33 protein-coding genes and 2 pseudogenes are annotated in these 26,197 nt (G+C 59.4%); 9 read left to right on the top strand and 26 right to left on the bottom strand.

The window, feature by feature from the left end:
* Positions 1–6 precede the first annotated feature (6 nt).
* The 14 genes from R1T45_RS01275 to R1T45_RS01210 form a co-directional block, all read right to left on the bottom strand.
* Positions 7–420, bottom strand: coding sequence for a hypothetical protein (locus R1T45_RS01275; protein ID WP_317388874.1), 414 nt, complete (start codon positions 418–420; stop codon positions 7–9).
* The gene (locus tag R1T45_RS01270; protein WP_317388873.1) at positions 417–611 is read right to left on the bottom strand and encodes a DUF4177 domain-containing protein; all 195 of its coding nucleotides are present in this window, start codon (positions 609–611) and stop codon (positions 417–419) included. The genes R1T45_RS01275 and R1T45_RS01270 overlap by 4 nt, the downstream gene beginning before the upstream one ends.
* Positions 608–1,594 carry an ATPase, T2SS/T4P/T4SS family gene (locus tag R1T45_RS01265; protein WP_317388872.1) on the bottom strand — a complete coding sequence of 329 codons (987 nt, stop codon included), beginning with the start codon at positions 1,592–1,594 and terminating at the stop codon, positions 608–610. The genes R1T45_RS01270 and R1T45_RS01265 overlap by 4 nt, the downstream gene beginning before the upstream one ends.
* A 4-nt stretch (positions 1,595–1,598) precedes the next feature.
* Positions 1,599–2,978 carry a TrbI/VirB10 family protein gene (locus R1T45_RS01260; protein ID WP_317388871.1) on the bottom strand — a complete coding sequence of 460 codons (1,380 nt, stop codon included), beginning with the start codon at positions 2,976–2,978 and terminating at the stop codon, positions 1,599–1,601.
* Positions 2,975–3,670, bottom strand: a complete 696-nt coding sequence (locus tag R1T45_RS01255; RefSeq protein ID WP_317388870.1) for a TrbG/VirB9 family P-type conjugative transfer protein — start codon at positions 3,668–3,670, stop codon at positions 2,975–2,977. Before R1T45_RS01255 ends, R1T45_RS01260 begins: the two co-directional genes overlap by 4 nt.
* 1 nt (position 3,671) lies before the next feature.
* Positions 3,672–4,325 (bottom strand): type IV secretion system protein, encoded by a 654-nt coding sequence (locus R1T45_RS01250; RefSeq protein ID WP_317388869.1) that lies wholly within the window; start codon positions 4,323–4,325, stop codon positions 3,672–3,674.
* 16 nt (positions 4,326–4,341) lie between these two features.
* Positions 4,342–5,151 (bottom strand): type IV secretion system protein, encoded by an 810-nt coding sequence (locus R1T45_RS01245; RefSeq protein WP_317388948.1) that lies wholly within the window; start codon positions 5,149–5,151, stop codon positions 4,342–4,344.
* Positions 5,151–6,305, bottom strand: coding sequence for a lytic transglycosylase domain-containing protein (locus R1T45_RS01240; RefSeq protein WP_317388868.1), 1,155 nt, complete (start codon positions 6,303–6,305; stop codon positions 5,151–5,153). The genes R1T45_RS01245 and R1T45_RS01240 overlap by 1 nt, the downstream gene beginning before the upstream one ends.
* Positions 6,295–6,462 (bottom strand): hypothetical protein, encoded by a 168-nt coding sequence (locus R1T45_RS01235; protein ID WP_170317860.1) that lies wholly within the window; start codon positions 6,460–6,462, stop codon positions 6,295–6,297. The genes R1T45_RS01240 and R1T45_RS01235 overlap by 11 nt, the downstream gene beginning before the upstream one ends.
* A complete protein-coding gene (locus tag R1T45_RS01230; protein WP_317388867.1) occupies positions 6,459–8,834 on the bottom strand; it encodes a type IV secretion system DNA-binding domain-containing protein in 2,376 nt (791 codons plus the stop codon). The genes R1T45_RS01235 and R1T45_RS01230 overlap by 4 nt, the downstream gene beginning before the upstream one ends.
* Entirely contained in the window at positions 8,824–9,102 is a 279-nt protein-coding gene (locus R1T45_RS01225; protein ID WP_040104433.1) for a type IV secretion system protein VirB3, read from the bottom strand. The genes R1T45_RS01230 and R1T45_RS01225 overlap by 11 nt, the downstream gene beginning before the upstream one ends.
* Complete coding sequence (locus R1T45_RS01220; protein ID WP_027246639.1) at positions 9,095–9,379, bottom strand: TrbC/VirB2 family protein; 285 nt, start codon at positions 9,377–9,379, stop codon at positions 9,095–9,097. Before R1T45_RS01220 ends, R1T45_RS01225 begins: the two co-directional genes overlap by 8 nt.
* A gap of 107 nt (positions 9,380–9,486) precedes the next feature.
* Positions 9,487–10,107, bottom strand: a complete 621-nt coding sequence (locus R1T45_RS01215; RefSeq protein WP_317388866.1) for a lytic transglycosylase domain-containing protein — start codon at positions 10,105–10,107, stop codon at positions 9,487–9,489.
* A gap of 43 nt (positions 10,108–10,150) precedes the next feature.
* Positions 10,151–10,519 carry a hypothetical protein gene (locus R1T45_RS01210; RefSeq protein ID WP_317388865.1) on the bottom strand — a complete coding sequence of 123 codons (369 nt, stop codon included), beginning with the start codon at positions 10,517–10,519 and terminating at the stop codon, positions 10,151–10,153.
* Positions 10,520–10,661: 142 nt separating this feature from the next.
* Here R1T45_RS01210 and R1T45_RS01205 point away from each other — a divergent pair, with 142 nt between their 5' ends.
* Entirely contained in the window at positions 10,662–10,982 is a 321-nt protein-coding gene (locus tag R1T45_RS01205) for a hypothetical protein (protein WP_249777988.1), read from the top strand.
* A gap of 104 nt (positions 10,983–11,086) precedes the next feature.
* On the opposite strand, the gene R1T45_RS01200 is transcribed toward R1T45_RS01205, so the two are convergent.
* Together R1T45_RS01200 and R1T45_RS01195 are read right to left on the bottom strand one after the other, a co-directional pair.
* Positions 11,087–12,094, bottom strand: a complete 1,008-nt coding sequence (locus R1T45_RS01200) for an alpha/beta hydrolase family protein (protein WP_185805292.1) — start codon at positions 12,092–12,094, stop codon at positions 11,087–11,089.
* Positions 12,084–13,730: an RcgA family putative transporter gene (locus R1T45_RS01195; RefSeq protein ID WP_411041076.1), complete on the bottom strand. Its 1,647-nt coding sequence runs from the start codon at positions 13,728–13,730 to the stop codon at positions 12,084–12,086. The genes R1T45_RS01200 and R1T45_RS01195 overlap by 11 nt, the downstream gene beginning before the upstream one ends.
* Positions 13,731–13,906: 176 nt before the next feature.
* Between R1T45_RS01195 and R1T45_RS01190 the strand changes: the two genes are divergently transcribed.
* Together R1T45_RS01190 and R1T45_RS01185 are read left to right on the top strand one after the other, a co-directional pair.
* Complete coding sequence (locus R1T45_RS01190) at positions 13,907–14,170, top strand: hypothetical protein (protein ID WP_317388863.1); 264 nt, start codon at positions 13,907–13,909, stop codon at positions 14,168–14,170.
* 99 nt (positions 14,171–14,269) lie between these two features.
* Positions 14,270–15,022, top strand: a complete 753-nt coding sequence (locus R1T45_RS01185) for a hypothetical protein (protein WP_348408754.1) — start codon at positions 14,270–14,272, stop codon at positions 15,020–15,022.
* An 81-nt stretch (positions 15,023–15,103) separates the two neighbouring features.
* Here R1T45_RS01185 and rpsU read toward each other — a convergent pair whose 3' ends face one another.
* Positions 15,104–15,310, bottom strand: a complete 207-nt coding sequence (gene rpsU, locus R1T45_RS01180; protein WP_185805296.1) for a 30S ribosomal protein S21 — start codon at positions 15,308–15,310, stop codon at positions 15,104–15,106.
* A gap of 4 nt (positions 15,311–15,314) precedes the next feature.
* On the opposite strand from rpsU, the pseudogene R1T45_RS01175 reads away from it, so the two are divergent.
* The 3 genes and pseudogenes from R1T45_RS01175 to R1T45_RS01165 all read left to right on the top strand — a co-directional run.
* A pseudogene (locus tag R1T45_RS01175) lies at positions 15,315–15,593 on the top strand (iron chelate uptake ABC transporter family permease subunit); the annotation flags it as partial.
* 84 nt (positions 15,594–15,677) lie between these two features.
* Positions 15,678–15,884, top strand: coding sequence for a hypothetical protein (locus R1T45_RS01170; protein WP_317388862.1), 207 nt, complete (start codon positions 15,678–15,680; stop codon positions 15,882–15,884).
* Between the two features lie 27 nt (positions 15,885–15,911).
* Entirely contained in the window at positions 15,912–16,295 is a 384-nt protein-coding gene (locus R1T45_RS01165; RefSeq protein WP_271694222.1) for an ATP-binding cassette domain-containing protein, read from the top strand.
* Positions 16,296–16,951: 656 nt separating this feature from the next.
* Here the strand turns inward: R1T45_RS01165 and R1T45_RS01160 are convergent.
* The 4 genes and pseudogenes from R1T45_RS01160 to R1T45_RS01140 form a co-directional block, all read right to left on the bottom strand.
* Positions 16,952–17,535 (bottom strand): annotated as a pseudogene (locus R1T45_RS01160) (cation diffusion facilitator family transporter).
* A gap of 133 nt (positions 17,536–17,668) precedes the next feature.
* Positions 17,669–18,103: a CBS domain-containing protein gene (locus R1T45_RS01155; protein WP_067631023.1), complete on the bottom strand. Its 435-nt coding sequence runs from the start codon at positions 18,101–18,103 to the stop codon at positions 17,669–17,671.
* Between the two features lie 479 nt (positions 18,104–18,582).
* Entirely contained in the window at positions 18,583–19,248 is a 666-nt protein-coding gene (locus tag R1T45_RS01145; protein WP_067264455.1) for a L,D-transpeptidase, read from the bottom strand.
* A 405-nt stretch (positions 19,249–19,653) separates the two neighbouring features.
* Positions 19,654–19,998, bottom strand: coding sequence for an ArsR/SmtB family transcription factor (locus R1T45_RS01140; protein WP_067631021.1), 345 nt, complete (start codon positions 19,996–19,998; stop codon positions 19,654–19,656).
* 57 nt (positions 19,999–20,055) lie between these two features.
* Between R1T45_RS01140 and R1T45_RS01135 the strand changes: the two genes are divergently transcribed.
* From R1T45_RS01135 to R1T45_RS01125, 3 genes are read left to right on the top strand one after another with little or no spacing between them, the layout of a single operon-like run.
* Positions 20,056–20,904 carry a cation transporter gene (locus R1T45_RS01135; protein ID WP_067631019.1) on the top strand — a complete coding sequence of 283 codons (849 nt, stop codon included), beginning with the start codon at positions 20,056–20,058 and terminating at the stop codon, positions 20,902–20,904.
* Entirely contained in the window at positions 20,901–21,401 is a 501-nt protein-coding gene (gene lspA / locus R1T45_RS01130) for a signal peptidase II (protein ID WP_067631017.1), read from the top strand. Before R1T45_RS01135 ends, lspA begins: the two co-directional genes overlap by 4 nt.
* A gap of 3 nt (positions 21,402–21,404) precedes the next feature.
* Positions 21,405–22,652, top strand: a complete 1,248-nt coding sequence (locus R1T45_RS01125) for a cytochrome P450 (RefSeq protein WP_067631015.1) — start codon at positions 21,405–21,407, stop codon at positions 22,650–22,652.
* Here the strand turns inward: R1T45_RS01125 and R1T45_RS01120 are convergent.
* The 5 genes from R1T45_RS01120 to R1T45_RS01100 all read right to left on the bottom strand — a co-directional run bounded on the left by R1T45_RS01120 (position 22,636) and on the right by R1T45_RS01100 (position 25,888).
* Positions 22,636–23,295, bottom strand: coding sequence for a cation diffusion facilitator family transporter (locus tag R1T45_RS01120; RefSeq protein ID WP_082849320.1), 660 nt, complete (start codon positions 23,293–23,295; stop codon positions 22,636–22,638). The two genes, R1T45_RS01125 and R1T45_RS01120, sit on opposite strands and share 17 nt — an antisense overlap.
* A gap of 111 nt (positions 23,296–23,406) precedes the next feature.
* Positions 23,407–24,021: a class I SAM-dependent methyltransferase gene (locus tag R1T45_RS01115; RefSeq protein WP_067631010.1), complete on the bottom strand. Its 615-nt coding sequence runs from the start codon at positions 24,019–24,021 to the stop codon at positions 23,407–23,409.
* Between the two features lie 4 nt (positions 24,022–24,025).
* Complete coding sequence (locus R1T45_RS01110) at positions 24,026–24,727, bottom strand: cytochrome c biogenesis CcdA family protein (protein WP_348348220.1); 702 nt, start codon at positions 24,725–24,727, stop codon at positions 24,026–24,028.
* 115 nt (positions 24,728–24,842) lie between these two features.
* A complete protein-coding gene (locus tag R1T45_RS01105; protein WP_067631003.1) occupies positions 24,843–25,364 on the bottom strand; it encodes a TlpA family protein disulfide reductase in 522 nt (173 codons plus the stop codon).
* Positions 25,361–25,888, bottom strand: a complete 528-nt coding sequence (locus tag R1T45_RS01100; RefSeq protein WP_317388861.1) for a DsbE family thiol:disulfide interchange protein — start codon at positions 25,886–25,888, stop codon at positions 25,361–25,363. Before R1T45_RS01100 ends, R1T45_RS01105 begins: the two co-directional genes overlap by 4 nt.
* Between the last annotated feature and the right edge of the window lie 309 nt (positions 25,889–26,197).

Below are 26,197 nucleotides of genomic sequence, written 5' to 3'. Positions count from 1 at the left end.
GCTGCCTTACCAATTGCCTGCGGTTTCGCAGATGGCTTTAGCCTCAAGGCGAACGTCGTTGGCGCGGCGGTTGTAGGCGTCCGAGGCCTGAAGCATCTCCCACCGTTCATCACTGGCGTGGCGCTCACGAAACACCCCCTCGGCTGCATCCCAAGAGGGGAACCGAGTATCGCAATCGCAGTTGCCGCTCTCGACGATGCGCTCGAGATTTTGGGTGCGGTAGATATCCTGGACCAACACGCGCTGATAGACTTGGCGTAGGGGGATTTCTTGCATCCAGCTGGGCTCAGCGTGCCGGTCTCGGCAGACTTTGAAACTGCGATCGAGGGTCGGCACCAGATTGCGCTCGGCGAAGGCGGGGACAGCCAGTAAGCTCAGGGCCATCCCAGTTAAAGCAACGGTTTGCCGTGCCGGTTTCATGCTGTGGCTCCGATGGGTGTAGTTTCACGCTTCAGGAAGACCGTGTGCCCAACATTCGCAAATTCCGAGGAACTGATCGACACTACCTCCCAGCCTTCGGCCCCCTTCGCGTTCAGGCTGGCCTGCATATCGGCAAGGCTAGTTTTGCGGGTCATGGGAAAACTAAGAATTTCATATTCAAAGGTCTTCATTGGGAAGTTCCAATCTCGGTTGCGCCGGGGAGGTAGAATTCAGTAATGCCGCGTTTGCCGTCGTGGCGACCGGCCTGGATGATCACGTCGATGGAATTCTCGATGTACTGGATCATGTCGGAATAGGTCATCGGGATCTCGGTCTTGAGGGCCGCGATCGCGAGACGCTGCACGGCCAATTGAGGGGTTTCGGCGTGCAGCGTGGTCATGGAGCCGCCATGGCCGGTGTTGATGGCTTCAAGGAAGGTCATGGCCTCCTTGCCGCGCACCTCGCCGAGGATGATCCGGTCGGGGCGCAAGCGCAGTGTCGCGGTGAGCAGCACATCGGCGGTCTGGAATTCCGCGTCACGATTGGCGATGAGGGTCACGGCATTGGGCTGGGTCGGTAGAAGCTCGGCGGCTTCCTCGATGGTGACGATGCGTTCCTCGGATGGCACGTGCGAGAGGATCTTGCGCGCAGCCACGGTCTTGCCAGTGGAGGTGCCCCCGGAAACGATCATGTTAAGCTTGTTGTCGACGCAGAAGGCGAGGGCATCGTCGATCACACCAGCGGCCACGACTTCGCGCAGTTCGCGGGTTTTCTCGAGGCGGAGTTCTTCAAGCTTGCGTTCCTTGCCGTAAAGGAAATCCAGCGCGATCCCGTCGAGCGGCAGGCTCGAGAAAAAACGCAGGCTGATCGACATCGCCGAGAGCACGGCAGGTGGGGTGATGACTTGCGCCCGGATCGGTCGCCCCTTGTAGGTGATCGATACCGAGATGATCGGGCGGTCCTTGCTCATCGTGGTGTTGGCGGAGGAGGCGATCTGGTTGCCGAGATCTTTCACTTCTGTTGCGTTCAGCTTCTGGTCCAGCTTTCGCATGAAGTGATCGCCCTGGAATTCTCCCCAGCAGGTCCCGTCGGGATTGATGCAGATCTCGATGACATCGTCGCGGGCGGCGGCGTCGATCCGATCAAGCGAGGTCTGGAGATAGCTCAGCGACATGGGCTCAGAAAATCTCCAGATCGCGGTCGACCATGACTGTGACGCGGGCACCCTGGTCGACATAGATAACGGGGCCGATGGAGAGATAGTCGCCAATCACGCTGTCCGTGGCATCGGCAAGATCATCGCCCACGTCTTCGAGCACGTCCGCGGTGGTCTCATCCTGGACGTTTGCAGCAGCAGCGCTTGGCGCGGCGGAGATCAGCGATATCAACGCCGCTGAGCCGAAACGCTCATCGAAGCGCGTGTCGACAAAGCCGGTCACGCCGGAGCGGCCCAATTCGTCACCCCCGAAAGAGCTGATCTGGATCGTCTGGTTGTTGGGCAGGATGATCCGGTCCCAGGCGATGGTGACCCGGCGCTGCGCGATATCGACGCCAGAGCGATAGCGCCCGATGAGACGGGACCCGCGCGGGATCAGGAGACGAGAGCCGTCGACGCTGTAGACATCTTCGGAAACAACGGCCCGGGTCTGGCCGGGCAGGGAGCTGTCGAGCGCGGTTTCCATGACGGCCTGGATCATGGTGCCCTGGATGATCGTGTTGGAGGGATTGGCGATGACTTCTGCCTGTGTCACCGAAGTGGGCAGCGCGCCGTTCAGAACGAAATCCGTCACTTCGCCAAAAGTCCGCTCGGCTAACGCCGTCTCATTGGCGCCCGAAGTGCCGCCAAAGGCGATGGTGGGCGAGGTGATGCGGCGTTCCTGAAACGCCCGTTCCTCGGCCGCGCGGCGTTCAAGTTCCGCGAGCCGTCGTGCTTCCTCCTCGCGGCGGAGCCGTTCTTCTTCCCGCGCGCGCAACTCGTCCTCGGTGGGCCCAATGGGTGCGGGGAGGGGGCGGTTGGCCTCGAGCTGGGCCAGTTCCAGATCCATGCGGAGTTGCTCAAGGCTGCGATCGCGCGCTGTGAGCTCATCGCGAAACTGTTGCTGCGCGGATTCTGACGCCGCTTGCAGCGCCGCGATCTGGGCGGTCAGTGCATCAATGGCTTCCGCGGCAGCCGTGTCATCCTCGACGACGGGTTCGGGCGCGTTGCGCAATTCCTCGATCTGGGCCTGAAGGGCTGCGAGCTGCGCCAGAAGCTCGGCATTCGGTTCTGCCGGTTCCGGTGCGACCAACACCACCTCTGGCTCGGGTGGAGGGAGGGTTTCGATGGCGCCGAACCCGTCGCCCTCGTTTTGGAACACGTCCGGCGTGGCCGTGGGCAGCGCCTCCTCTTCCTCGGGTTGGGACAAGAGATAGAGTAGGGAGCCGCCTGCGCCGATCACGAGGACGACGACCAATGCGAGCAGCGGTGAGCGCCGTGGGGCAGGGGGTGAGCTCGCGCCTTTGCCTTGCTCGAGAGCGGCGAGGCGCTTTTCGAGGTCCGCGTTTCCAGTATCGCTCATGAGCCCACCCCCGCAGGTGGTGTGGCCTCGATACAGACCACCTCGTCACCGATCCGCAGGACCCACTGCCTGTTAACCCCCGAGACACGGATCACGCCATCTTCGGTGGCTTGCGTGTTGACTGTCCGTTCGCGGCCATTCGTGTAGCGGAAAATCGCCGGCACCGGCGCGTTTCGCGGAAATTCGAAATACGTGAACGTCCCGTCATCCCAGATGCGCGTAGGCGTGAACTCGGTCCGCGCGCTGGCGCCGTAATTGTAGTTCGGCGCTTGGGCGGCGATGGCCCGGGTCGGGCGCGCATCGTCCTCCGGATAGCGGAACTGCACCAGATAGAAGGTCGGGCTGCGGACCTCCTCGACGTTGAAATAGTAGCTTCGCCTGTTCGTGTAGACCGTCACATTGGTATGAACGCCGCGCGCGACGGGCTTGATTGCAAATGCCTGGCCTCCGGGCACGCCATCGATCTCGAAGCCCTCGGTGTCGCCCGCGATGATCGAGCGGATGCTTTCACCCTCGCCGAATTCGACCGTGGTGACATGGGTAAGCGAGACGCTGAGGCGGTAGACCTGACCTTCTTGATATGTTGCCAGCCGCACGCGGCTGTCATTTGGACCACCGCGCGGGATCGCTTCGGCAAAGGCAAGGGCAGGCAGCAAAACAAATATGGCAGCAACAAAGAACTTATTGATCAAACTAATTCTCCAATCTGTCGGAGCGGATGGAATATTCGAGCACGGTGAACCCAAACGGATTGGTCCAGACCTCGTCGATGGAGCGGCGGGTCTCGGGGCGGAACTCGAAGAGAAGGGTCGCGGTGAAGAGCCCGGTTTGGGTGCCGTTAATGGACGTCAGGCGCTTGCGCAGGCGCACCGTGGCGCGGTTGGTGCCGATCCGGTTGATGCTGAGGATTTCCACGTCGAGCCGGGCATTGGGGCCATAGACGGTCGGCGGATAGTTTTCATTTGCGCTGTTCCAGATCTGGCGTAGCCCGCTCTCGGCAGCCCCGTCAGAGCGGCGCAGGACGTTGCGGATGCGCAGGTCGTTGTCGAGCTGGTTGTAGACCTCGCGGTCGGTCACATAGCGGAAGACCTCCGCCTCGATGATCGCCTGGTTGGCGGTCACCGAGGAAGCGCCTACCGAGGCTTCGGGGAGTGCAAAGCCGGTGGCGGGATCATAGGGGACAACGACGGGGGGCGGATCGACATCGAGGATCGAGACAGCTGCCGCGCTCAGACAGCCGATGATGCCGAAGACAAGGCCTATCAGGCCAAGACGCTGCCAAAGCCGTTCACGGCGCAGGGCACCGTAGACCAGCTCTTCCTCGATGATCTCTTGTTCACTCGCCACGCGTCACACCCCGCACTCACTCGGCCCGCAGCTCGGGCAGCGTGAAATCCATGAAGCGCTGCTCTTCGGCGATGGTGGCGGCATCGATCACGCCGCCCGTGCCATCGCCCACGGTTTGAATCGCTTCCAGCTGCCACATTGCCACGAGGGCGATGGCCAATTCAGCTGTCACGCGCGTGTTGAGATCGACGCTTTGCTTGAGCTCTTCCATGTCGTCGATGAGCCCGACAAGGCGGTCTACCCGCTCGAGCGACTGGCCGGCATCTTCATAGCTGTTCTGGGCGGCGGCTGAGACGAGCGCGCCGGTTGTGGCCTGCGTCGCCACGCGGTTGGCCCCGGGATTGCCGCTCGTGGCCATTTCCGAGAGGGTGTCCTCGTCAAAGCCGAGATCGGCCAGCACCCGGTCCATCTGGGTTTCGATTTCGCCTGCGCCGGAGCCCGAGAGGCCCGAGAAATCCCCAGTCTTGATCGCCTCAATCGTGGCGAGGATATCCCCGAACTCCTGGTCGAGCAGACCGTTCAACTCGTCTTCCATTTCCGTACGGATGATTTCGGGAAGCTCGGCAAGTCGGGTGAGCGCTTCATAGGTTCTTTGCAGCTCCGCGAGTTGGTCCGTGAGCGTGGCAAGCTGTTCGCGGAGCTGCGTCAGCTGCTCGTTTTGCAGGATCTCGTCTTCGATCATCTGCCGCAGCTGCTGGATGTTTTGCGCGATGTTCTGGGTGTCGACGACCGGTACACCTTGTGCTGCGGCAGGGGGTAGGGCGCTGAACTGCAAGCTAACGCCAAATGTCGTGGCCAAAGCTGTCCTCAAGAGCAGATGTCCCATCATTCAATCTCCCTGATCGTAAAATCCATGAACGCGCCTTCGGCCATGCGGGCGCTGGCCTGGGCCAGCTCTTCGGCGGAGAGCACGCTGGTGCGGGCGGCCTGAAGCCGGATGCGGGCGGCCACGAGATGCACGAGTTCGGCGCGGGCGTAGGTGTTGAGCGCGACGCTCTCCTGCACGTCCTCGGTTTCGGAAATCCGTTCGACGACATCGCGGATGCGCAGGGCGGCTTGGTGGATCGCGGCTGGTGAGTTGTTGCCATAGAAGGCAGCGCCGTGCCCGGTGATTGAGAGGTTAGCATTGGCCAGAAGCGCGGGGTCGATCGTGCCAAGCGCTTCGATCCCGCCGATACGGGTCAAATAGAGGTTATAGCGTTCGGGGATCACCTGGACGTAGTGCTGGGTTTCGCGGAAGGGTGGCACGCCGCCATACTCGAAAACCCGGCCGGGTCCGGCGTTATAGGCCGCGAGGGCGTTGATGATGTTGCCATCGAATGTGTTGAGCTGGGTCGCGAGATAGCGCGCGCCGCCATGCACCTGTAGGTAGGGGCTGTCATAATATTCCGGGTTGATGCCGAGATCGCTGGCCGTGCCAGGCATGATCTGTGTGAGACCATAGGCGCCGACGGGAGACCGTGCCCCAATCGTAAACCGGCTTTCCTGCCAGATCAGCGCTTGCAGCAGCGCGCGCCATTGGACGGGGGAGAGTCTTGCGCGTCCAACACCCGCAAAGCCGCTGGTCTCCTGGGCAACGCGGATGATGAGCTGCTCGATGTTCTCGGCGGCGTCCCCGAACATCTGCGCACCGCCGGGATTGGGATCGATCTCGCCCGTGCCATAGACCGCCGCCACGGCGCGGTCGGGATCGCCGCTGCCGCTTTCCAGCCCCGAGACCATGGCGGGCAGGCCCTGACCGCCGAAGCTGGTCTGGGCATCGAGGATGCGTTGCAGGGTTTCCAGCTGCTCCCGTTCGATCTCGGCGATGAGTTCGCGCACGGCAAGCTTGTCCGCCTGAACGGCCAAGTCAGCCTCGCGATCGCCAGTCTCGACGATGTCACGCGCGGTCAGCCCACTGTCATTGGTCGGCACGCCCTGAGACAAGGCGAGACCTGGCAGCAGGCAAAGCGCTAGGATATGAGGCAGGCTAGACTTCAATGTCCCCCTCCGGGGTGCCAAGGGGCGTGAAATCGCAATCAGGCGCGACGGGTGCCGTGGACGCAAGGAATGTGAAGCAGTTCGCCTGCGGCTCCCGGTACTGGGTGCAGGAGGCCAGCGCGCCGAGCGCAGCCAAAGCGACAAGAATACGGATCATGAAAGTCTCCAAAAATCTGGGCGGTCGCGGTAATCGGCGCCGACAAGCGCTTCGCCCTTTTCCATGCCGCCAAGGATGGTGAGATTGGGTCCAAGCGCGCTCAGATCGGCATCGACGACGATCGAGCCCTGATCGTCGCGGATCAGTGCGAGGCGGCTGTTGCTGCCCGTGTTGAGAAGGACGTCGACTTCCTTCTCCGTGAGGTTCAGCATGGCGTAATCCGAGGCACTGGCGCGGATATTGGGCAGCAGGATCTGCGTCGGCACGGCCTCGACGATGGTCTTGCCGGTCCGGGTACGTTCGAGCTGGCTTGCGTATTGCGTCATCATCACCGCGACGGTGTTCTGCTTCCGCGCGGTCACCAGCCAGTTCGAGAGCCGCTCGGCGAAATACGCATTGTCGAGCGCCTTCCAGGCCTCGTCGATCACGATGATGGTGGGGTGGCGGTCCTCGATCTCGCGCTCGACCCGGCGAAAGAGATAGGAGAGGACCGCCATCCGCTCCTTGTCGGCCTCGCTGTCGAGAATGCCGGTCAGGTCGAAACCCACGACGTCGCCCTTGAGCGAGAACGTGTCCTCGAGGCTCTGGCCGAAGATCCAGCCATAGCGGCCGTCCTCGGTCCATTCGAGCAGGCGCTGGTGCAGATCGCCGCCATCATCGGTGGAGACGAACAGCGATGCGAAATCCCGCCAGTTCCGCAAGGCGGGGTTGGTCGCCTGCGCATTCTGGCGCACGACTTCCTGGATGCGATTGGTCTGCGCCGGGGTCAGGGGTTTGTCGGCGCGGTAGAGCAGCGTTGTGAGCCAGTCCGACAGCCAGGCCGTGCCGCGCGCATCGGTTTCGGTCCAGAGCGGGTTCAGACCCGTGGGCTGGCCGGCTTTCAGGGAGGCGTAGCGCCCGCCATTGGCGCGGACGGCCATTTCCATCCCGAGGCGGTAGTCGAAAACGAAGATCCGGGCGCCTGCGCGACGGGCCTGGGTCATCAGGAACGCCGACAGCACCGACTTGCCCGACCCGGGGCGCCCCATGATCAGGGTATGGCCGCTGGTCGGTTCTTTGTCGGGCGAGCCTTGCTCGTGATAGGAGAACCGGTAGGCGCTCTGCTCGGGCGTGGGCAGATAGGTGATGACCCGGCCCCAGGGGGTAAGTGCTGCGGGTTTTCCGAGCTGCGTCCGGTGGAAGGCCGCGAAATCCGCGAAGTTGCGATTGGTGACGGCGCTGGCGCGGACGCGCTTGGGCTGGTTGCCGGGATGCTGGCTGAGGTAATGCGCCTTGGCCGCGACCCGCTCGCCGATCATCTTCACGCCCTCAGTCGCGGCGGCGTTTACGATTTCCGCGCTGAGGGTCTGCAATTCCTCCAGCGTGTCGCAGAAGAGCGTCACGACCATATGGTGCTCGCCAAAGCTCTGGCGCTTGGCCTCGAGATCATCGGCGGCGATATCGAGGGCTTCCAGGAGCGAGAGGGCCGCGTCCTGGCTCGCCTGCATCTGGCGCTTTTGCCGCTTGATACGGCCCGCCATGAGGTTCGAATTGATCGGCGTGAAGGAATGGGTGACGATCATGTCGACCGGCAGGTTCAGCATGTCGAACATGGTGCAGGAGGTGCCTTCCGAGTATTCCCCGATGGTGAAACTCTTGCCGTAGCGATGGCCCACGACACCTTCCGAGAGCTCGAAATGATCGCCATGAAACGTCACGCGGGTATTGGCGACGTTGAAGGACAAAAAGCCGTAGGTGTTTGCCGGGTAGAGCGGCAGCTCGGTGCCTGTGTTCAGCGCGCCCAGAAACCCCACCAATTCCCCCGATGCGGCCGACAGCAAGCGCGGCTTCAGCTCGGCGAGGCCAGACAGAAAGACGTTCACGGCCTCGCCCAAGCGCTGCAGGCGTTTGCGGGTCTCCTCCTTCAGTCGGTCCGGCGCGCTGCGGCTCAGGAACGGCAGGAGGCTTTTCGGGGGCGGGCGGTGAATGACGGTGAGCGTCAGGGTCTTGTCGCGGAGCCCGCTGGTCTCGAGTTTCGCGCGCCAGCGCCGGTCAACCTCGCCTGCGAAGCTGTCCTCGCGGATGGGGTCGAGATCAGGTTTGATGGCCTTGGAGACCTTGTGGACGTAATAGCTGAATTCCGGCCCAAGTTGCGCGACGATGCGGGCAAAAAGCGCCGTCACCTTGTCGAGATAGGCATCGTCCGTCGTGTAGCTGTTGATCCCCTCGAGCCGGATGCAGCAGAAGAGCTCGTTGACCCGGGTGCGCACGGTCTGGTCATCGACGAGGCTCACATAGGGCAGCATATGCGCAAGGCGGGTCTCGCGCGCATACCAGTCTGGCGTCATTGTGCGGGGATCGATCGCTGGATCATGGGCGTCATCACGGGGCATAGCTGTCCCCGCCATGGATGCTGCGGTTGCGCGTGGGTGGCGTCTCCTGCAGCGCCGTCATCATTACGTCGATGAAACGCGGGTCCCAATCCGCGGCCTTCCAAAGCACCGGATAGAGCAGGGCGGCGAAACCCAGCACCGCGATGTGCTGGACCCAGACGAACAAGAGCACCGAACCGAAGAGCCAGACCATCGCATACATGATGGGCAGGCCCAGAAGCTTGGGCGGGCGCACGAGGCCGAGGAAGAGAGGCGCGCGCTCAGCCACCGGCGAAGACCGCGGCAACGATGGTGGGGGCAGCCGCAACACCGGCGATCCCGACGAGGACCCAGAGCGCCTGGCGCAGATCGATGATGTTGAAGAACCAGCTCAAGAAAACGCCAAGGACCGCGAGTGTGGCGATCACGACGCCGAGCGGGCCGGTCAGCGCATCGACAATGCCCTGCAACAAGCTTTGGATTGGGGAGAGATCGATGCTTTGGGCAAGGGCGGGCTCGGCAATGAGCAGGAATAGCGCCAGGGAGGCGACAAAGAGGTTTGAAATCCAACTTGTTTGGAAAAAGCGGTATCGCCAATGCACTGCCGCGCTGCGCGCTCTCGTGACATTGCCGATAAGTGTTTTGAGGAATGATTTCCAAAAAGGTTGGGACATCATGAACTTGATCCTTCCAATCGGGCGGCCACCGCCATCACGCGGGCCACATGGTTCTGGGTTTCTCGGTAGGGGGGAATGCCGCCATATTGGCGCACGGCGTCGGGTCCGGCGTTGTAAGCGGCCAGCGCCAGGCGTGGATCGCCGAACGTCTCGAGCATCATCGCGAGGTAGCGGGCGGAACCGTCGAGGTTCTGCATCGGGTCCTCCGGATTGACGTCGAGATCACGCGCGGTTGCTGGCATCAGTTGACCCAGACCAATGGCGCCCGCGGTTGAGATCGCATCCTGCCGGTAGGCGCTCTCAACCTCGATGTTGGCCCGGTAGAGAGCCAGCCAATCCCTCACGGAGAGCTCTGCGCGGCGCAAACCAGGATGATTGGCATAGCGCAGGGCCGTTGCCTCGATGCCTAAGAGAACGTCTGCGCGGGGCAGGGGTGCTGGCTGGGCGAGTGCCGCAAGCCTCAGCGCGTCAGGTTCGGAAGCTGCTTCAGTCTCACCAAGAATGGCCAAACTATCGGACGCCGATCCCTGACCAACGCCGTCATTGTAGTTCCGGGCAAAACCGCTCTGAGACCGCGACGGGGTCAGAGAGCCGTCGCTCTCCATGATCAGGACCATTTGCGCTGAGGCAGGTGCTCCGACCAGCCAGAGACAGACGAGGTTAGTTGCCAGTGCCCAAGTCTGATGGGGCTTTGTCTGGCGGGGCGAGTTTATGCGTGCGGCTTGTACCCGCCTCAAGCGGCAGGTCGACATGCGCAAAGCCAAGGCCAATGAAGAAGGACACCACGCCGGAGATCGTCTTGAACTCGCGGATCTTGATATCGTTGTAGCTCGTTCGCGTGCGGGCGGTGACGAGGAGCTTTTCCACCCCGTCATCAGAGACAACGCGCATGATCCAGACCCCGTAATAGCTGGGGCCTTTCTTATGTGCCAACTCCTGGCACAGGATTTCTGCGCTATAGCCGCTTTCCACGAGTTCGCGGAACCTGGCTTCCGTAACCACATTTGGTGCTTCGATGTCCCAGTTCATGGCCCGGCTCACGCTTTCTCCAATGGCGCGACCCCAGGCATTCCTACTTGAAGCCTAGAGTTACGATAGTATACTGATGATCGCAATAGTATATTATAATTTTTGCGGTATACGTTGATCACGATACCTTTAGGCACGTAACATGCGCTCGTTCAAGGATTTAAGCGGCTTTTGCTACCTTCGGTTGCGCATCCTACCTTTGATGCGCACATTCGTTCTGCTGTCGCTCGTCGGTTGTCCGGCGCTCGCCGGTCCATGCATCCCCCCGCCTCGGCCATTTGTTCCAAGAGATCCGAAGGTTGCCACGGAATTTATGGACATCCTCCGTCATGACTTCGAACTCTACTTCCGTGACGTACAGGTTTATTTTCGCTGCCTCGACGAGGAGCGTGCTCGCGCCTTCGAGGAAGCGCGCGAAGTCAGTGAGGAATATGGGCGCTTCTTGGGCTCGCTTCACCGATAACTTCGGGGCGAAGCTTTTGGTCCGAGTTGCGCGGGTTCCGAATTTGATAACTGGACTACGAGCGAAATTCAGCCGAGGCCCGTTCGAGCCCCGTCGTCAGCGGCTTAGGGGTCGGGTTTCAATAAGCGAGCCACGCTTCGGCCGGCCGACACAATGTAGGGCGGCATGGACAGCGAATAGTGGCCGCAATTTAGTTCCAATATGCTGGGCTCGGCCCCGGCGTCCTTCAGCCCTTGTATCAGCCGTTCAGAAAGCTCCGGCAGCACCACCTTGTCTCGTTTGGCCAATACCACATTTAGTTCGAGATTGTCCCGCGCAAGATGATGCGCATGGTTCACCAAGTTTAGTGGTCCCCATGCCCTTCTGAGATCGTCCAGTTCGATCGCGGGCTTGATGCTTTCGCAAATCGTTCGAGTTGCGCGCCCGGTCCACACCATGTCAGCAAGACTTCCAGCGGTCAGGAATAGCGCAGCTTTTGAAACAGTTTTGTCGTTGGCGGCAATCAATCCGGCAACCCAAGAGCCCAGACTCATTCCGAGTACAGAAATCTCTTTAAAACCTTGCTCCCTTAGCCAACGAATAAGCTTTCGACCGTCCCATACTGCCTGCCTCATGGATTGCATCGTCCGTCCGAGATTCGGGCTTAGCATGTAGTCGGCATAATCGGCGCCGGGACGGCTACGTTCGAAGTGATACGGCAGTGCCATCTCGACTACCGTGATCCCACGCCGGGAGAAAAAGTTCGCCAACTGTTGATACCGCGCGCTTGCATTCCAATGGTGAAACACAACCAAAGCTTTATCGAATGATCTGCTTTCTGTTACTTTCGCCCAGACGAGATTGTTCTCTGCGACGTCAGTATAAATTCCTGAAGGAAATTTGGCCCAATCTCCTTTGCGTTCGACGACCAAGTCGTTGTTACCCGGTTCATCGAAATAGGTTGGGTCCTCGACAGCCTGGTCTGCAAGATTACAGAAGGCCTCGATACCTGCCGGATGTCCGGAGCTAGGGAAGGCAAGTTCAGTGTCCAGAGCGAAGTCTGTCCGCCTCTTTACTTCGTCCCCCCGCTCTGCGCGTCGCTCATCCCAACGATCGAGCCAGCTATGATACACTTTCTTCTTCTCCTTGGTCAGTCACCCGCCATGTATCGATGCTTGGATAAATCAGGCCGTAGATTGCAGACAGCAGCCCGGTGCACAGCAAGATCGAGAAGCCGGCGACCGCGCCGATCAGCACGTAGACGATGACCAGAAGGGCGATGAGCGCCAACATCATTCCCAATTCTCTCCAATTTCGGCCACGTCCAATGTCTCCTTGCTGACGCAACGCGGCCTGGACTCGCATAAGCCCATAGAGAAACACAGTGCAGGTCGCCAATACGATCAGCAGGCTGCTATAGTTCGTCGGCATGCTGTATTCGAGCCAGTCGCTTGCCTTCTCATGATTTCCCAAGACTGACAGGAAATCGTTAGCCAACCAAGCCGTTATGGTCGATTCACTTGATAGCATAAAAGTGCTTTGGAGCTTCATGCATATGGCAATCAAGAGTCCCAAAATACAGCACCGAAAAATCCCACGCATGATTTTGAGACCGACTTGATTAGGCTGACATTGATATTCTCCATCTACCCACGATTCAGACTTTCGTCCAAGTTCCCAAGAATCGTGCGCTATTGTGAAGAGCAAAATGAGTCCTGCAAAGAAGAGAAAAAATACCGCACCCATGTAGAGATAGGCGAACCCGGTGAACGCGACCGCCTCCGGTATTGAAATGACGTGCGGGCGCTCAATCGCCATCCGAGCCCATTCCACCGGGTAGTTGCCGGTATCGCGGGTCAGTAATGGGCCTAAACACCTATCGATCCACTGAAGAACCGTAGCTATAGGTAAACAAACAAGAAAGGCCGCCCAATACGTCACCGAAAAGGTCGCGACTTTTCGCACCCACATGTCGTCATTCGCGATTCCTTCACCTTCAGGACTTAACAATGACCGCCTTGTACCCCTCCAATAGACCACTAAGTCACGCACGAATACGAAGTATAGCGGCATGAGCACCATGAAGAGGAGTGTCCAGTTCGGTGCCCATAAGTACCCAACCTGCTTAATCACACCATTCGCCTGCGGAAAAACAATGCTGTGAATGCCCAAAAAGTAAGAGGAAAATCCAAGGGCCACTGCCCCTGCGAACACCGACGCCGACAAATCCAAAGGGGATCCCCGGTTGAACACGGCCTCCGATGTTCTCGCCAAGCTAAATCCCCGCCTCGGCGAGATAACCTCACCTTTGTGCGCCAGCGGTGACGGAACCACGGTATCAACATCGATTGCCGCGTTCTGAACCGTATCTGGAGGACTATGCGCATCGTGGCCGTCTGGCCCCGCACGCAGCGCTCGCCTCCTGGCTACCAATCGTGTCCGGGCCGCACTTAGCTCCGTCTGCCATTCACTGGTCGCCTTCGGATCATCACACCCAAACACCCTTGCTAGCCATCGAATGTTCTCGGTGCTGATTCCTTTCTCGTTGTCTTGGTACCAAAGCTGCACCGTTCGCAGCTCGATCCCGGACCGGTTGGCTTCGATCTGAGTGATTGCGGTAGCAAGAAGCTCGGGTGTCCACGGCCCCAATGGTATCCCATCTTTGTCAGTAGGCCGACCCGCTCCGGCCGCGCTCAACCGTCTGAACAACTCCTTAAAGTCACTTCCGTCATCCAACGGAGGAACAAAGTATTTTCCATTTTTTATCAAGGGCGTACCGTTGTTCGTTTCGTTCTATTTCGCCGGCGTTCGCTTCGTATCGTGAATTCGCGGCTCACGACAGTGCAACTACAGGCAGTGTGATTCGATCGCCATCCACTGGGCCAGAAAATGGCTGACGTGATCGAAATCCTGCTTGGTGGTTGGAAACTGGAAGGAAGAAAGCGGTGAGACTGTTGAAAGAAGAAGCAGAGCCCATAGCCCGATTGTTTGGAAATGATCGGGAGCGCACGGTTGGATGGGTATACCTGTGGAATTCCTCTGAGTTGTCGGTGCTCTGGCTGGACGGACAGGAACCTGCCGGATCTATCGAGCCGCCGCTTCATCCCGAAGTGCTGGCAGAGGCAAAATCGTCGACACCTGTGAAAGTGATCGAATACCTCGAAGCGCTTTCGAGTGGCGGCGAGCATACCCAAATTAGCAGGCCTTAATAGTCATCGGAGCAGGTCTTTCAAAAATATACTATTGGCGCAATGAATATAAAATATCTAGAGAGACCGTCAACCTGCCAAAACTGTAGGAGAGTATTCATGCCCAAAGCGCTTACTCGTTTCGTCGTCCTTGTCGCTCTTGGCTCCACGTCTTTCTTCGGAACGGCCGAGCGGGTTAGGGCGCAAACCTATCCGATCGATTGCGCGATTCTCCTCTGTCTTTCAGGGGGTTGGCCCGCATCAGTGCCATGCTCACGCGCCCGCGCGGAATTCATTCGAAGAATAACCCCCTGGCCAGTAGAGCCTCCATTGCAGATATGGCGTTGTCCGATGAGAGCATCCCATGAACTCAATGGCACTGGTAAAAATGGCGGCCGTATCTTCGACATTCTGTTCGATATACCGCGTCATCCGCTGCTCCAGACGATTACCGTTGCCCCATCTCAGGAAGTCGGCCTGTCATCGACGGGCGTGTTCCCGGCGGAAAGGGTTGAAACGGGTGATAAGAGCAGTGACTTTTCTATTACGCTTGGTCGAGAACGCGCCGACATCGACATCAGCGGTCCGGAGTTTAACTTCGTGCGCTCGATACGAATCTTTGATGTGCGGAACGCTCGACAATATGAGGCAGGCAGCGAGGGGGACTGCGAGCGGAGCGCGGTCGTTGTACTTGGAACTTATGGCGTTCAAGGAGACTTCTCTTGGCAGCGTTCATCGATCGGAACCTTGCCGAAAGATCATGTGGGGCTGGAGAGGTGGGGCGACAATTGTCCGAGCATCCGCCACCGTTCGGTATTCGTGGAGTGGCGGGATTACGAGGGCAAATATGGCTACGAGCAGGTCAACTACTGAGCCCAGTCGGGAAAAAGCCATTTGTTTTAGATGGGAACTCACGCCGAAGGGCAATTTTCTAAGTGATGTGTATCGGTAGACCTACATCACGCCTTCACGCTCCAAGCGCTTGCGCGCCGCTTTGCGAGCCCGGCGGATCGCTTCGGCCTGTTGGCGAACTTTCTTCTTAGAAGGCTCCTCGAAGTGCTGCTTGAGTTTCATTTCGCGGAAAACGTCTTCGCTTTGAAGCTTTTTCTTTAAAACCCGAAGAGCCTGATCGACATTATTATCGCGGACACTGACCTGCATATGGATAACACTATTACTCATGGCGGCCGTGCCGGCTTCCTTCGTCGGTACGATCGGTTTCATCGGCATTGTCGGTCCATATGTGGCACGGCTTCTTTTAGGGGAAGATCAACGCTTCTTCTTGCCCGGAGCAATGCTAGCTGGCGCGCTGATCCTTTCGGCCACATCTGTGCTCTCGAAGGCCTTGTTCGGCGCTGTCCTGCCCATTGGCAATGTCACGGCATTGGTGGGCGCTCCCTTCTTTGCCGCTCTTATTCTGACCAAGGGGCGCAAAGCATGGTGACGCTGCAACTTGAAAACCTCGTTGCGCGCTATGGTCGGCATGAGGTCCTCAGCAAGGCAACAACACCGCCAATTCGAGGAGGCAGTGACGGCTCTTGTGAGGGCAAATGCGGCTGGTAAGTCCACGCTGTTTCGGCGCATCGCAGGACAGATGCGGGGGGCAGGGACTGTGCGCATCAGCGATGCAGCCACGGAGGACTTGCGCTACATGCCGCAGGATACGGGGATGAATGCAGCGCTGACGGTCTACGAATCCATCATACTCGCGCTGAAGCACGGTGGGAGCGGTTGACGCCTTTCTACTTCCGAGCTAACGGCCGTGAACGACGTATTGGCCAGATTGGGCATCACCGCTCTTGCTGAGCGGCAATTGCCGGAACTGTCAGGCGGGCAACGTGAGGTCGTATCGATCGCACAGTCGCTGGTGACGCGGCCGCGGGTTGTCCTCATGGACGAGCCCACCTCCGCGCTCGACCTTTGCCTCCAATACGAGGTATCGGAGGCTTTGCAATCCTATGCTGCTGAAAGCGGAGCTGTGATGATCCTCGCTTGGCATGACCTAAATCAGGTGAATACAGAATGCTCGGTCATCATTTTACCTCATAATGATCTCAAGCTGGCGGAAATTGCTGTTGAGCGGTTTCTCCGCGTTCCAGTGTCATGCCCGCAGTTTGCTGTGAAATCGGCCAACTACAGCAGCTAGGTCTCTTTTCGATCCACCCGGATCAACAACAATGGTTCCGGAATGGACCAACAGAAGCACGCCGCGAATGGCGAGTTCTGTCAAGAACCAGTTCACGTCACGTTCTGACAATCCCAAGCATTCTGGTGCCGTCACAACGACCTTATCCCCTTGATTTAGCGACAGCAGCAGTTGCTCTCGTTGGATGAGATGCTTTCGAGGACGCGTAGTTTGCCCTTCAAACTGGTCACACCAAACCTGTTCAATTACCCCATGCAGCGAAATTTCTTGTCGCTGCCGTTTGGCGGACGGCCTACCTTGGGCGGAAAGGATATATCCCCACGTAGCGCCGGATTTCGAAAACTTTGGGTCCATTTAAGGTCTTCCTCCTCTTAATCGTTCTTAGAAGCGGGAGGACTAGATCACGATCCAGCTTGCCGATTGATTGCCTCCGGCTAGGCTCACCCCTCTCCGCGGAACCATCTTCTTATCTGACCTAGTAGGCCAAATTCACAGAGCCAAACGCGACTATGCGCCGGCTTCGAACCTCGTGAGATTGAGGTCTCGGCCCTAGCTTGCTTGTCTCTTGCAGACGCTACTGAAGCAGGACGTGCATCCGTTTCAGATCGCTTTCGCTCAGCTTGCCTTCGCCGACAAGGGCAATCATCTCGTCATGATCAGCCAGTGTCTTGGTTAACATGGTTTTTCTCGTCTTCTTCCGGCCTGCCGTGACCGTAAAGGTCGGCGTTCTCATGGGCTCGGTCTTCGTGCTCAAATTCCAAACTCGAATGACCGATGCTAAAATCGTCCTTCAGCCGGTCCTTGATTGCCGTCTTGATATTTTCGATTTAACGCCAGCCGTCCGCTGTCAGCACGATGTGGCAGTCCAAAGCCGCCTTGTGCTCCTGCATCTGCCACAGATGGGCGGGTCGATCATGCGCATGCCACCCTCGTAGATCAGGTAGAAGCCGAGCAGGATAAGGGTCGTGTAGTTGATGAGCGCTGCGACAATTTCTATCCGCCCATAGCCGAAGGTCATGCGCGCGTCCGCAGGCCGCCGCGCGATTTTCCGAGCGGCAAAGGTGATCACCAACGATGCCATATCCGAGAAATTGTGCAGAGCATCCGCGATCAGTGCGAGGCTGCCGGATAGGATGCCGCCGACAATCTGCGCGACGGTCAGAAGACCGTTGGCCCAGATGGAGATGGAGACTCGACGGTCGCCGGACTCGAGGTCGATATGGGCGTGATCGTGGGCCATCAGGCAACTTCCTATCTGTTCGGCAGATCAAAACGCGGTCAAGCGCCGCGTTTTGACTTCCTTTCAACATGTGCAGCCAGACCGGACTTATTCGCAACAGGTTCGGTCACTCGGGATCCCATGTGCCATTGGGTCAGCAGCAGCCAGAACTCTTCTCTGGCTGCGACACTTCCTGCACCAATTCGGCTGTTTCCGCGCCGTCGGCTTCCCGTGCCACGTCCGCTTGAGCCACGATCCCACAGCATTTGCCGCTTTCGTCTGTAACCACGCTGCGGCGCACCTGTTTTTCTTCCATCTTGCTGCAACAGCTTTTAACGTCCTCATCAGGTGAGACTGTCAGGAGGTCATCCGACATGACGTCAGAAACCGGCGTGTCGGCTGCCTTTCCCTCTGCGACGGCACCACAGCAGATGTCGCGGTCCGTAATGATGCCGACCGGCTCACCGGCGTCATTGATCACGGGAATCGCGCCGACCGACTTTTCATCCATCAGCTTTGCGGCCTCCTGAATCGTAGTGTCGGTACTACAACATGTTGGATTGCTGGTCATGATTTCGTGAACTTGCATGATCTTACTCCTTGTTTTGGTTACTAGGGTGGAAACCGAAAGACGGGTGTTCAAGTTCCTTTCAGCGCGCTGAGTGGCGAGTTTTCGCGCGAGCCGTGCAGCAGCCACAATTTGGATAATTCAGTACTTGGAGCGCTGGTTTCTCTTCGGTCCAGGTCGGAAAAGGTCGGCAAGGGACATCAGGTATCTCCTCGAATCGCTTCCAAGGAAATGTAGTTACTACAGTTACTGTAGCTTCAAGCCACAAGTCTGTCCGGGTAGACGCGGTTGGAAACCTTCCCGAACAAATCGTTAACCTAGCTGCCCCTAGTCAGGACCCCACTACAGCTCGGCTTCGTTCCGAGGATGGGTGTTACTGGCATGAGCACAGCGGTCCAGCAAAAACGACACTGGTGCCGCTCTGCTCAATAGGTGGCAACCCGATCTGCACTACGCGTTCGGCGTGAGATATTGACCAGTGCAAACTGGGTGGGCGTAGATCACGTTCGCGGGGTCACGCTTTCTTCTGCCGAATACAGGAACGCCGTCGAACCAGTTTTGACGTTCGGGTATAGATGGTTGATATGTGCCATGACCATGCGGACACACCCCGAACTCGCGCGCCCGCCGATGCTTCTTGGTTCGGGCGTCCCGTGAATGCGTAGATAGGTGTCTCGGTTGCCTTCAAAAAGGTAAAGCGCCCGCGAACCAAGAGGGTTTTCTGGGCCAGGGTCAACACCGTCGGCAACCGGGCCATAGAGCTCGGGATCGCGTGCGATCATGTTTTGGGTCGGCGTCCAGTTTGGCCATTCCACTTTTCGCTGGATCGTATACGTGCCGGGCTCGTACAGGTTACCACGGGCGATCGCCACACCGTAACGCATCGCAGTTCCCCCTTCTTCGATGTGATAGATGTAGCGCGCTACGGCATCGACGTGGACGTCTCCCGGAACAAGCCCGTCCTTAGCGTCCACCCGCTGGGGCAAAAAGCGCGGGTGCAGGCCCCACGGGTTTGACGTAGTTGGATCAAAAGCGGGAGGTGTGACCTGCGCGTCCCAGGCGGCCTTCTCCTCCTTGGTGGGCCGGGTGGCTGCCAGTAGCGGGCCAGCGATTGGAGTAGAAAACAGCGCACCGCTGGTCTGGAGAAAATGTCGTCTTGTCAGCATCATTCTTACTCCTTCAACGTTAGGTAGGCAAACTAAGCTTAAACAAGGCCACTCTGCCGTTCAGTAAGGAAAGCCTGAAGCAGTATGGCCTGTTTGACTCGAATGCCGTTCTTCGTCTGCGGCCCTAACTCCTAAAGCTACTGTAGGTTCAAGAGAAATATTGAGGTCGAACCGGGGCTTTCGTGTTCTTACTTAGACAAGAACAGACCAGTCCGCCAGCAATTCGGTCGTGGCCCGTCACCGCAGGACTATCCGGTATTCTGGGTGCGGGGCCGATGTTCGCCATTGGTTGAAAAAACCTTCGCGGTAACATCTCGACTGTGTCTCACGTCGAAAGAACTACATCTAAAGAACGACCAAACCGGAGCGATGTAACGACCTGGCCGAAGGCCACGACATCTTGAATCACGTCTCGCGATAGTTGTCACAAGCCTCAACCCCTTCTGCGACGACATCAAGAAGAGCATCTACATCGCTCAATAGCGTTGTGATACGTGAATTGCTGATACGGTAGCGAACAAACCGTCCATCTCGATCGCTGGCGACAAGCCCGCACTCCAGCAGGCATCGCAAATGATTGGAGATATTGGGCTGCGTTAGTCCCGTGTGCGCGACGAGCTCCTGAACGACGAACGGACTTTTTGCCAAGGCGTCCAGAATCGTCAAACGACTGGTATCTGCGAAGCCGCGAAGCAATTTCGCGCGCTGTTCAATAGTGGTGGTCTTGTCTTCCATAACGATTTGCGCCATATCATTTCTCGCTGATATATAGAATCTTCTATCCACTTTAGCAGGAAAGCCGCGATCATGGCCAACACAGACAACGAGATAGCAGATGCGCCATTGTTTCGATACCGGGTTTCCGGCATGGATTGCGCGAAGGATGCTGCACAGATCGAGCGGGCGGCACAGTCGGCCGGGGTAGCGCCCGGCGATGTGAAAGTGTCGGCCGCAACCCACATCATGACACTGGCTGCACCCGAAGGGCGCCTGCCGGACATCGAAAAGGCCGTTGCGGTGACCGGCTACGGCTTCGACCGGATCGAGGGCGATGGAGACATTCCGCCGAATCCCGCCCATCAGGACCCGGCCTACCGACGCGCGCTCTGGATCGTCGTGATCCTGAACGTGGGCTACGGTGTCGTTGAAATGATCGGCGGGTTCATCGCCGGGTCACAGGCCGTGAAGGCCGATGCGCTCGATTTCATCGGCGACGGCGCGATCACCTTCCTTGGCCTGCTGGCCATCGGCTGGAGCCTCGCCTGGCGGGCACGGTCGGCCTTGATCCAGGGCATCTTCCTCGGGCTCCTCGGTCTCGGCGTCCTCGGCACGACCATCGTCCGGGTCTTCGAACGGACGACGCCGGATGCGGGTCTCATGGGCCTGCTTGGCATGATTGCCCTTGTCGTCAACGTCATCTCCGTTCTGCCGCTGCTGCCGTTCCGCAAGGGCGACGCGAACATGCGGGCCGTCTGGCTTTTCTCTCGCAACGACGCCATCGGCAATGCGGCGGTTGTCGTTGCCGCCGGTCTTGTGGCCTGGCTGGGCAGCGCGTGGCCCGACCTTATCGTTGCCTTCGGTATCGCCGGGCTATTCCTGCACTCGTCCTGGGCGATCATTCGCGATGCGCGGGCCGATCTGAAGACGACTGCATGAACAGCCGCGTTCTAGGCGGAGTTTGCGCCATCTCGGCGTTCGCCCTCGATCAGGGCACCAAGGCGCTTGCCCTGAACACACCTGCGCTTGAGGGCGGCGTCGAGGTTCTACCCTTTCTCAATCTCGTGCGGGTTCTGAACGATGGAGTCAGCTTCGGTATGCTGGGCGGGATCGTGCCTTGGTGGGGTCTCATCGCGCTTGCTGGCGTGATCGTGTTATGGCTGCTGATCTGGTTGTGGCGCGCGCCGGACAGGCTGACGGCTGCCGCTCTCGGTCTGATCATCGGCGGCGCACTCGGCAATGTCCTCGACCGGCTGCGTTATCAGGCCGTCCCAGACTTTCTGGATTTCCATTACGGAACATACCACTGGCCGTCCTTCAATCTTGCGGATGTGGCGATTTTCTGCGGCGCGGCCCTACTGTTCTGGGACAGCTTCCGCTCTGCGACGGACAAGCCTGGTCAGGGTCAACGCAAGGAAAACACAACGGGGGTGTAACCCATGTTCGGCATACCATCTGCGAAAGGCTTTGACAGCACACTTGCCCTGCTGCGCAACCCATATGGGTTCATTTCGGAGACCTGCCGCGCACTCGACACAGACCTGTTCGAAACCCGCATCCTCCTTCAAGAGACGATCTGCATGACCGGCGCGGCGACGGCAGAAGCCTTCTATCGGGAAGACCGGCTGATCCGCGCAGGCTCGATGCCAGGCCGCATACAGAAGTCCCTGCTGGGAGAAGGCGGCGTTCAGGGATTGGACGGCGCTGCCCACCAGCACCGCAAGAAGATGTTCATGTCACTCATGGGGACCGAGCGGATCGCCGCGCTTGAGGGCACGTCGCTTCACATGTTGGACAACTATGCGCCGGACTGGGAGGCGAGGAACGAGGTCGTCCTCTATGACGAAGTGCGCGAAATGCTCACAAGAGCTGCCTGCGCCTGGGCCGGGGTGCCGCTTAATGAAGCTGAGGTGGCGACCCGAACGGCGCAGCTTACAGCGCTTTTTCAGGACGCCGGGGCCCTTGGCCCCAAACACTGGCGCGCGCGTCTGGCGCGCCACCGCCTGGAAAAATGGGCAGCACGGCTAATCCAACAGGTCCGCGATGGTGAGCTTCAGCCGACGCAGGAAAGTGCCCTTCATATCATCGCGACATGGCGCGATCTCGATGGGGAGTTGTTGACCCCCAGGGTGGCCGCCGTAGAGCTGTTGAATGTCCTGCGCCCGACCGTCGCGGTATCCGTGTTCATAGTTCAGGCGGCGCATGCTTTACATCGGCATCCCGAGTGGCGGCAAAAGCTGAAGGACGACGAGGGACAGCTCGAACCTTTCGTGCAAGAGGTCCGCCGTCTGTATCCGTTCTTTCCCGCGGTTGCGGCACGGGTGAAGAGCGATTTCGAGTGGCGCGGACATCGCTTTCCCAAAGGGTACAGGGTTCTGCTCGACCTCTACGGCACGAATACCGACGCTCGTTCGTGGGACGCGCCGCAAGAGTTCCGGCCCGAGCGGTTTCACGATCGGGAGGTCACTCCCTACGAGTTCATTCCGCAGGGCGGTGGCGATCACCACAGGAACCACCGTTGTCCGGGCGAGTGGATCGCGATCAGCCAGATGAAGGCGTTTTGCAGTTTCTTCGTGAACGCCATCGACTACGAAGTGCCGGATCAGGATCTGGATCTGGAAACCGGAGAACTGCCGCCCATGCCCAAATCTCGGTTCATCATGCGTAACGTCAGGCCTCGGCAGTAGCTTCGCCCTCGTCCGGATCGACCGACCGCGCATCCTTCGTGGCCTCGAACGCCTCCCATGCAACGTAGGGCACGATCAGAAGCGCCGCCACCGGGTCGGCCCACCACCAGCCCATCCATTGCGTCAGACCGATCCCGGCCAACACCACGATCGTCTGATACTGGCAGATCATGGTGTCCTTGGCATCGTACTTCAGGGCGGGCGCATCGAGCCGCTTGCCGTAGCGATACTTGCCCCAGGCGAGGAACGGGTTGGCCACGAGCGAAGCACCCAGAATCGCGATACCCCACCAGTTGAAGCCCGGCGCCTTCTGCGAAATGAAGGCGGAGACCGCCTCGTAGAGGATCGCCGCGACGACGATCCAGAAGGCACAGGCAACCACGTAGAGCGCGACCTTCTTGCGGTGCAGGACCGTGCGCTTGTCGGCACCGTCCACCTCACTCTTCAAGCGCCAGATCAAAGTCGCAGCCGAGGTGGCCTCGACCGTACTGTCGAGGCCCCAACTCACCAGCGCTGCGCTGCCGGTCAGAAGTCCCACGGTGACGGATACGACGACCTCGATGATGTTGTAGACGAGGCTGGCGATCTCGACCCGGATGCCGCGCGTCAGATTGGCCTGCCGGTTATCTTGATGACTGCTCATAACATCTCATCACCGCAAAATTTTCGGCGAAAGTTCGAGGCGAGAATTGGCTACCTTGCCATCAGTTGCGCCACGGATCGAAAGCCGAGATTGTCCTGTTTCCAAGCTTCCTCAGTAGAGGCGAGCTTGTCCCTCATACATGAAAACCAAGGGCTTCGGACCTGTCGCGTAACCGGTGTTGAGCCGCTCCATGCGGAAGCCGCTTGTCTCGATCAAGTCGGCCGTCGGGCGGTCAAGATGGCAGTTCCCGGCGCAGTGTTTCCAGACAGGCGTCAGCCAGCGTTGCCAGCGCCGGATACGGGGTCCGGGCGCCAGGCCATGCTCGACGAAGCGGAAGACGCCATCCGGCTTGAGAACGCGCCGGATCTCGGCGAGAGCCTTCTCCGGTTCCGAAACGCTGCAGAGTGTCCAGGTGGCGACGACGCAATCGACGCTGCGATCTTCGAGCGGCAATGCTTCGGCCACGCCCTCGATCATCTCGGCCGCGGGCATCAGTCCATGGGAGGTTTGCGCGGCCCGAGAGAGGAGTTCGGGCGACGGATCAATACCGATGATCTGGCGCACGGCCTCGGGGTAGAGCGCAATGTTCAGGCCCGAGCCGATTCCGATCTCCAGCACACGCCCATGCAGGCCGGAGATGGCGCGGCGCCGGTAGGGAAGAAGTTGATCCTGGCCCATCGCCAGATGCGTCAGCCGAGGGAGGATATGTTTCTCGTACAGTCGCATCTGTTCACCCGATCCGCGCAAGGACAGGGAAGGTGTCCAGCAGCCAGTAGGCCAGTGCGCTCAACCGCCCGGTCATCATCGCCAGGCCCATCAGGATCATGACGCCGCCCGCAGCCTGATGCAGGCGGCGACCCCAACGACCGATGCCGCGCAGCCTGCCGGCAATACTGTCGGTGAACCCCGCGACGACCAGAAACGGGATCCCAAGGCCGGCCGAGTAGACGGCAAGCAATGCGACGCCCTCGCCAATCGTCGCGCTTGTCGCGCTGGCGGTTAGGATGGCACCGAGGATCGGCCCGATGCACGGTGTCCAGCCGAAACCGAAGGCGAGTCCGAGCACGTAGGAGGCGACCGGTTGCCCGCCCGGCAGGTCGAGATGGAAACGCAGGTCGCGCTCCATGGCCGACAGGCGCGCTGCCCCGATCATGAACAGACCGAACAGGATCACGATCGCGCCGCCGACGAGGTTGAGTTCGTAGCGCCACTGCAGCAGCGTCTGACCGAGCGCGGTGGCAGAGGCCCCAAGCGCGATGAATATCGTGGAGAAGCCAAGGACGAAACAGAAGCTGAGCCAGACGGCCCGCCCCTTCGAAGGCGCTGCACTGCCGGTGACCGTACGTCCGGCAACGTAGGATACGTAGCCGGGCACGAGCGGCAGCACGCAGGGCGACAGAAAGGAAACGGCACCGGCCAGCAATGCCGCCATTAGTCCAAGAACGGAAAGTTCAATCAAATCCACATCTCCAAACTGATCGGTAGACCGCCACCACGTGTGCGCACGGAGCGGAACGGCTGGCGCGGTCGTCGTGCTTTTCCATGTCCTATTGCTTACGTTCGTCAATAAGAGCGCTTATCTGCGCAACGGCTTCGGGGCTGTTCCATTCGGCCGGGCCTGCGAGGCGCCCCCGCTCGCGCCCAATGCGGTCGATCAGAATCGTTGTCGGCAGACCCACCACGGCCAAGGCCAGCATCGCGCGCGTATCCTCCGCGATATAGAGATCGAGGTTGCGAATGCCGGTCTCTCGGTAGAAGCGGCGCACAGGTTCGAGACCGGCCCGATCGATCGACAGCGGCAGAACATGAAAATCCGATCCGCCGAGGCGCGCTTGCAGCGCGTCGAGCGTCGGCATCTCCTCGCGACAAGGCGGGCACCAAGTCGCCCAAATGTTCAGAAGCACGACACGTCCCTCGAAGTCCGCCAGCGTCAGATCCCGTCCATCTCCATCCACGAAAGGCGGCGACAGGAGATCACGCGGAGTCCCGTGATTAGGGATCGGTGGTCGGGCGGAGGCAGGGCTTGCCGCAAGCGCCAAGACTCCGGCAAGGACGTCACGTCGCCTCACGGGTCGCTCTCAGCCTGCAACCGGCGCACGACCGGCAGAATGTCCTCCTCAAGCGAGGCCTGATCAAAGGGGCCGACATGCTTGTATGCAATGCGCCCCTCGGCGTCGATTATGTATGTTTCCGGCACTCCATAGACGCCCCAGTCTATCGCAACGCGGCCTGATCGGTCCGCGCCGATGCGGGTGAAGGGATCGCCGAGCTCTTCGAGGAAACCCAGCGCCTCCTCGGCATCGTCCTTGTAGTTGATACCGTAGATCGGAACGGTGCCCGCTTCGGCAAGATCGACGAGAAGCGGGTTCTCCGTGCGGCAGGGGACGCACCACGACGCCCAGACGTTGACGAGAGAAACCTGGTCTTGCAGGTTCGACGAGCCTAGGCCGTCCTGCCGCCCTTCGATGGGCGGGAGCGCGAATTCCGGGATTGGTCTTCCGATCAGCGTCGAGGGCAACCGGTCGTCGTTGTTCCAGAGGCCCCAGTAGAAGACTACGCCCAGCAACCCAAACAGAAGAATAGGCAAAATCATGAGCGGCCGTCCGCTCCGGCGCCGCTTTTCTTGGTTATCCTTCGAACTCATAGCCTGCCATCAATGCTTGGAAGGAATAAGGTATCAGCAACCGCTGATATGAAGCAAACCGTCGCCGATCACAATGCCGAACGATGGGGGAGGCTTGGCCGCGGCTTCGCAGACCCGAGCCATACTTACTGTTTAAATTCGTAAGAAATCAGTGAAAGGTCGGTATCTGAAGAGGCCGTTGAATTCAGACCTCTGAACGGCCCCTTCGTCCGCTCTCCGGACATGCGCACCGAAAGCAGCGAAAAGCCGGTATTTGAG

Origin of the sequence: Sulfitobacter sp. LC.270.F.C4 (assembly GCF_032922545.1) — a bacterium.
GTDB lineage: Bacteria > Pseudomonadota > Alphaproteobacteria > Rhodobacterales > Rhodobacteraceae > Sulfitobacter > Sulfitobacter profundi.
The sequence above is the reverse complement of the archived record's forward strand: the minus strand, read 5'-3'. Positions and strand labels throughout refer to the sequence as shown.

What these genes read in the sequence shown, in the direction of transcription:
- R1T45_RS01275 (WP_317388874.1), bottom strand. Translation starts at nt 420, where the DNA reads ATGAAACCGGCACGGCAAACCGTTGCTTTAACTGGGATGGCCCTGAGC.
- R1T45_RS01270 (WP_317388873.1), bottom strand. Translation starts at nt 611, where the DNA reads ATGAAGACCTTTGAATATGAAATTCTTAGTTTTCCCATGACCCGCAAA.
- R1T45_RS01265 (WP_317388872.1), bottom strand. Translation starts at nt 1,594, where the DNA reads ATGTCGCTGAGCTATCTCCAGACCTCGCTTGATCGGATCGACGCCGCC.
- R1T45_RS01260 (WP_317388871.1), bottom strand. Translation starts at nt 2,978, where the DNA reads ATGAGCGATACTGGAAACGCGGACCTCGAAAAGCGCCTCGCCGCTCTC.
- R1T45_RS01245 (WP_317388948.1), bottom strand. Translation starts at nt 5,151, where the DNA reads ATGGGACATCTGCTCTTGAGGACAGCTTTGGCCACGACATTTGGCGTT.
- R1T45_RS01235 (WP_170317860.1), bottom strand. Translation starts at nt 6,462, where the DNA reads ATGATCCGTATTCTTGTCGCTTTGGCTGCGCTCGGCGCGCTGGCCTCC.
- R1T45_RS01230 (WP_317388867.1), bottom strand. Translation starts at nt 8,834, where the DNA reads ATGCCCCGTGATGACGCCCATGATCCAGCGATCGATCCCCGCACAATG.
- R1T45_RS01215 (WP_317388866.1), bottom strand. Translation starts at nt 10,107, where the DNA reads ATGGTCCTGATCATGGAGAGCGACGGCTCTCTGACCCCGTCGCGGTCT.
- R1T45_RS01210 (WP_317388865.1), bottom strand. Translation starts at nt 10,519, where the DNA reads ATGAACTGGGACATCGAAGCACCAAATGTGGTTACGGAAGCCAGGTTC.
- R1T45_RS01205 (WP_249777988.1), top strand. Translation starts at nt 10,662, where the DNA reads ATGCGCTCGTTCAAGGATTTAAGCGGCTTTTGCTACCTTCGGTTGCGC.
- R1T45_RS01185 (WP_348408754.1), top strand. Translation starts at nt 14,270, where the DNA reads ATGCCCAAAGCGCTTACTCGTTTCGTCGTCCTTGTCGCTCTTGGCTCC.
- rpsU (WP_185805296.1), bottom strand. Translation starts at nt 15,310, where the DNA reads ATGCAGGTCAGTGTCCGCGATAATAATGTCGATCAGGCTCTTCGGGTT.
- R1T45_RS01155 (WP_067631023.1), bottom strand. Translation starts at nt 18,103, where the DNA reads ATGCAAGTTCACGAAATCATGACCAGCAATCCAACATGTTGTAGTACC.
- R1T45_RS01145 (WP_067264455.1), bottom strand. Translation starts at nt 19,248, where the DNA reads ATGCTGACAAGACGACATTTTCTCCAGACCAGCGGTGCGCTGTTTTCT.
- R1T45_RS01140 (WP_067631021.1), bottom strand. Translation starts at nt 19,998, where the DNA reads ATGGCGCAAATCGTTATGGAAGACAAGACCACCACTATTGAACAGCGC.
- R1T45_RS01135 (WP_067631019.1), top strand. Translation starts at nt 20,056, where the DNA reads ATGGCCAACACAGACAACGAGATAGCAGATGCGCCATTGTTTCGATAC.
- lspA (WP_067631017.1), top strand. Translation starts at nt 20,901, where the DNA reads ATGAACAGCCGCGTTCTAGGCGGAGTTTGCGCCATCTCGGCGTTCGCC.
- R1T45_RS01125 (WP_067631015.1), top strand. Translation starts at nt 21,405, where the DNA reads ATGTTCGGCATACCATCTGCGAAAGGCTTTGACAGCACACTTGCCCTG.
- R1T45_RS01120 (WP_082849320.1), bottom strand. Translation starts at nt 23,295, where the DNA reads ATGAGCAGTCATCAAGATAACCGGCAGGCCAATCTGACGCGCGGCATC.
- R1T45_RS01115 (WP_067631010.1), bottom strand. Translation starts at nt 24,021, where the DNA reads ATGCGACTGTACGAGAAACATATCCTCCCTCGGCTGACGCATCTGGCG.
- R1T45_RS01110 (WP_348348220.1), bottom strand. Translation starts at nt 24,727, where the DNA reads ATGGCGGCATTGCTGGCCGGTGCCGTTTCCTTTCTGTCGCCCTGCGTG.
- R1T45_RS01100 (WP_317388861.1), bottom strand. Translation starts at nt 25,888, where the DNA reads ATGATTTTGCCTATTCTTCTGTTTGGGTTGCTGGGCGTAGTCTTCTAC.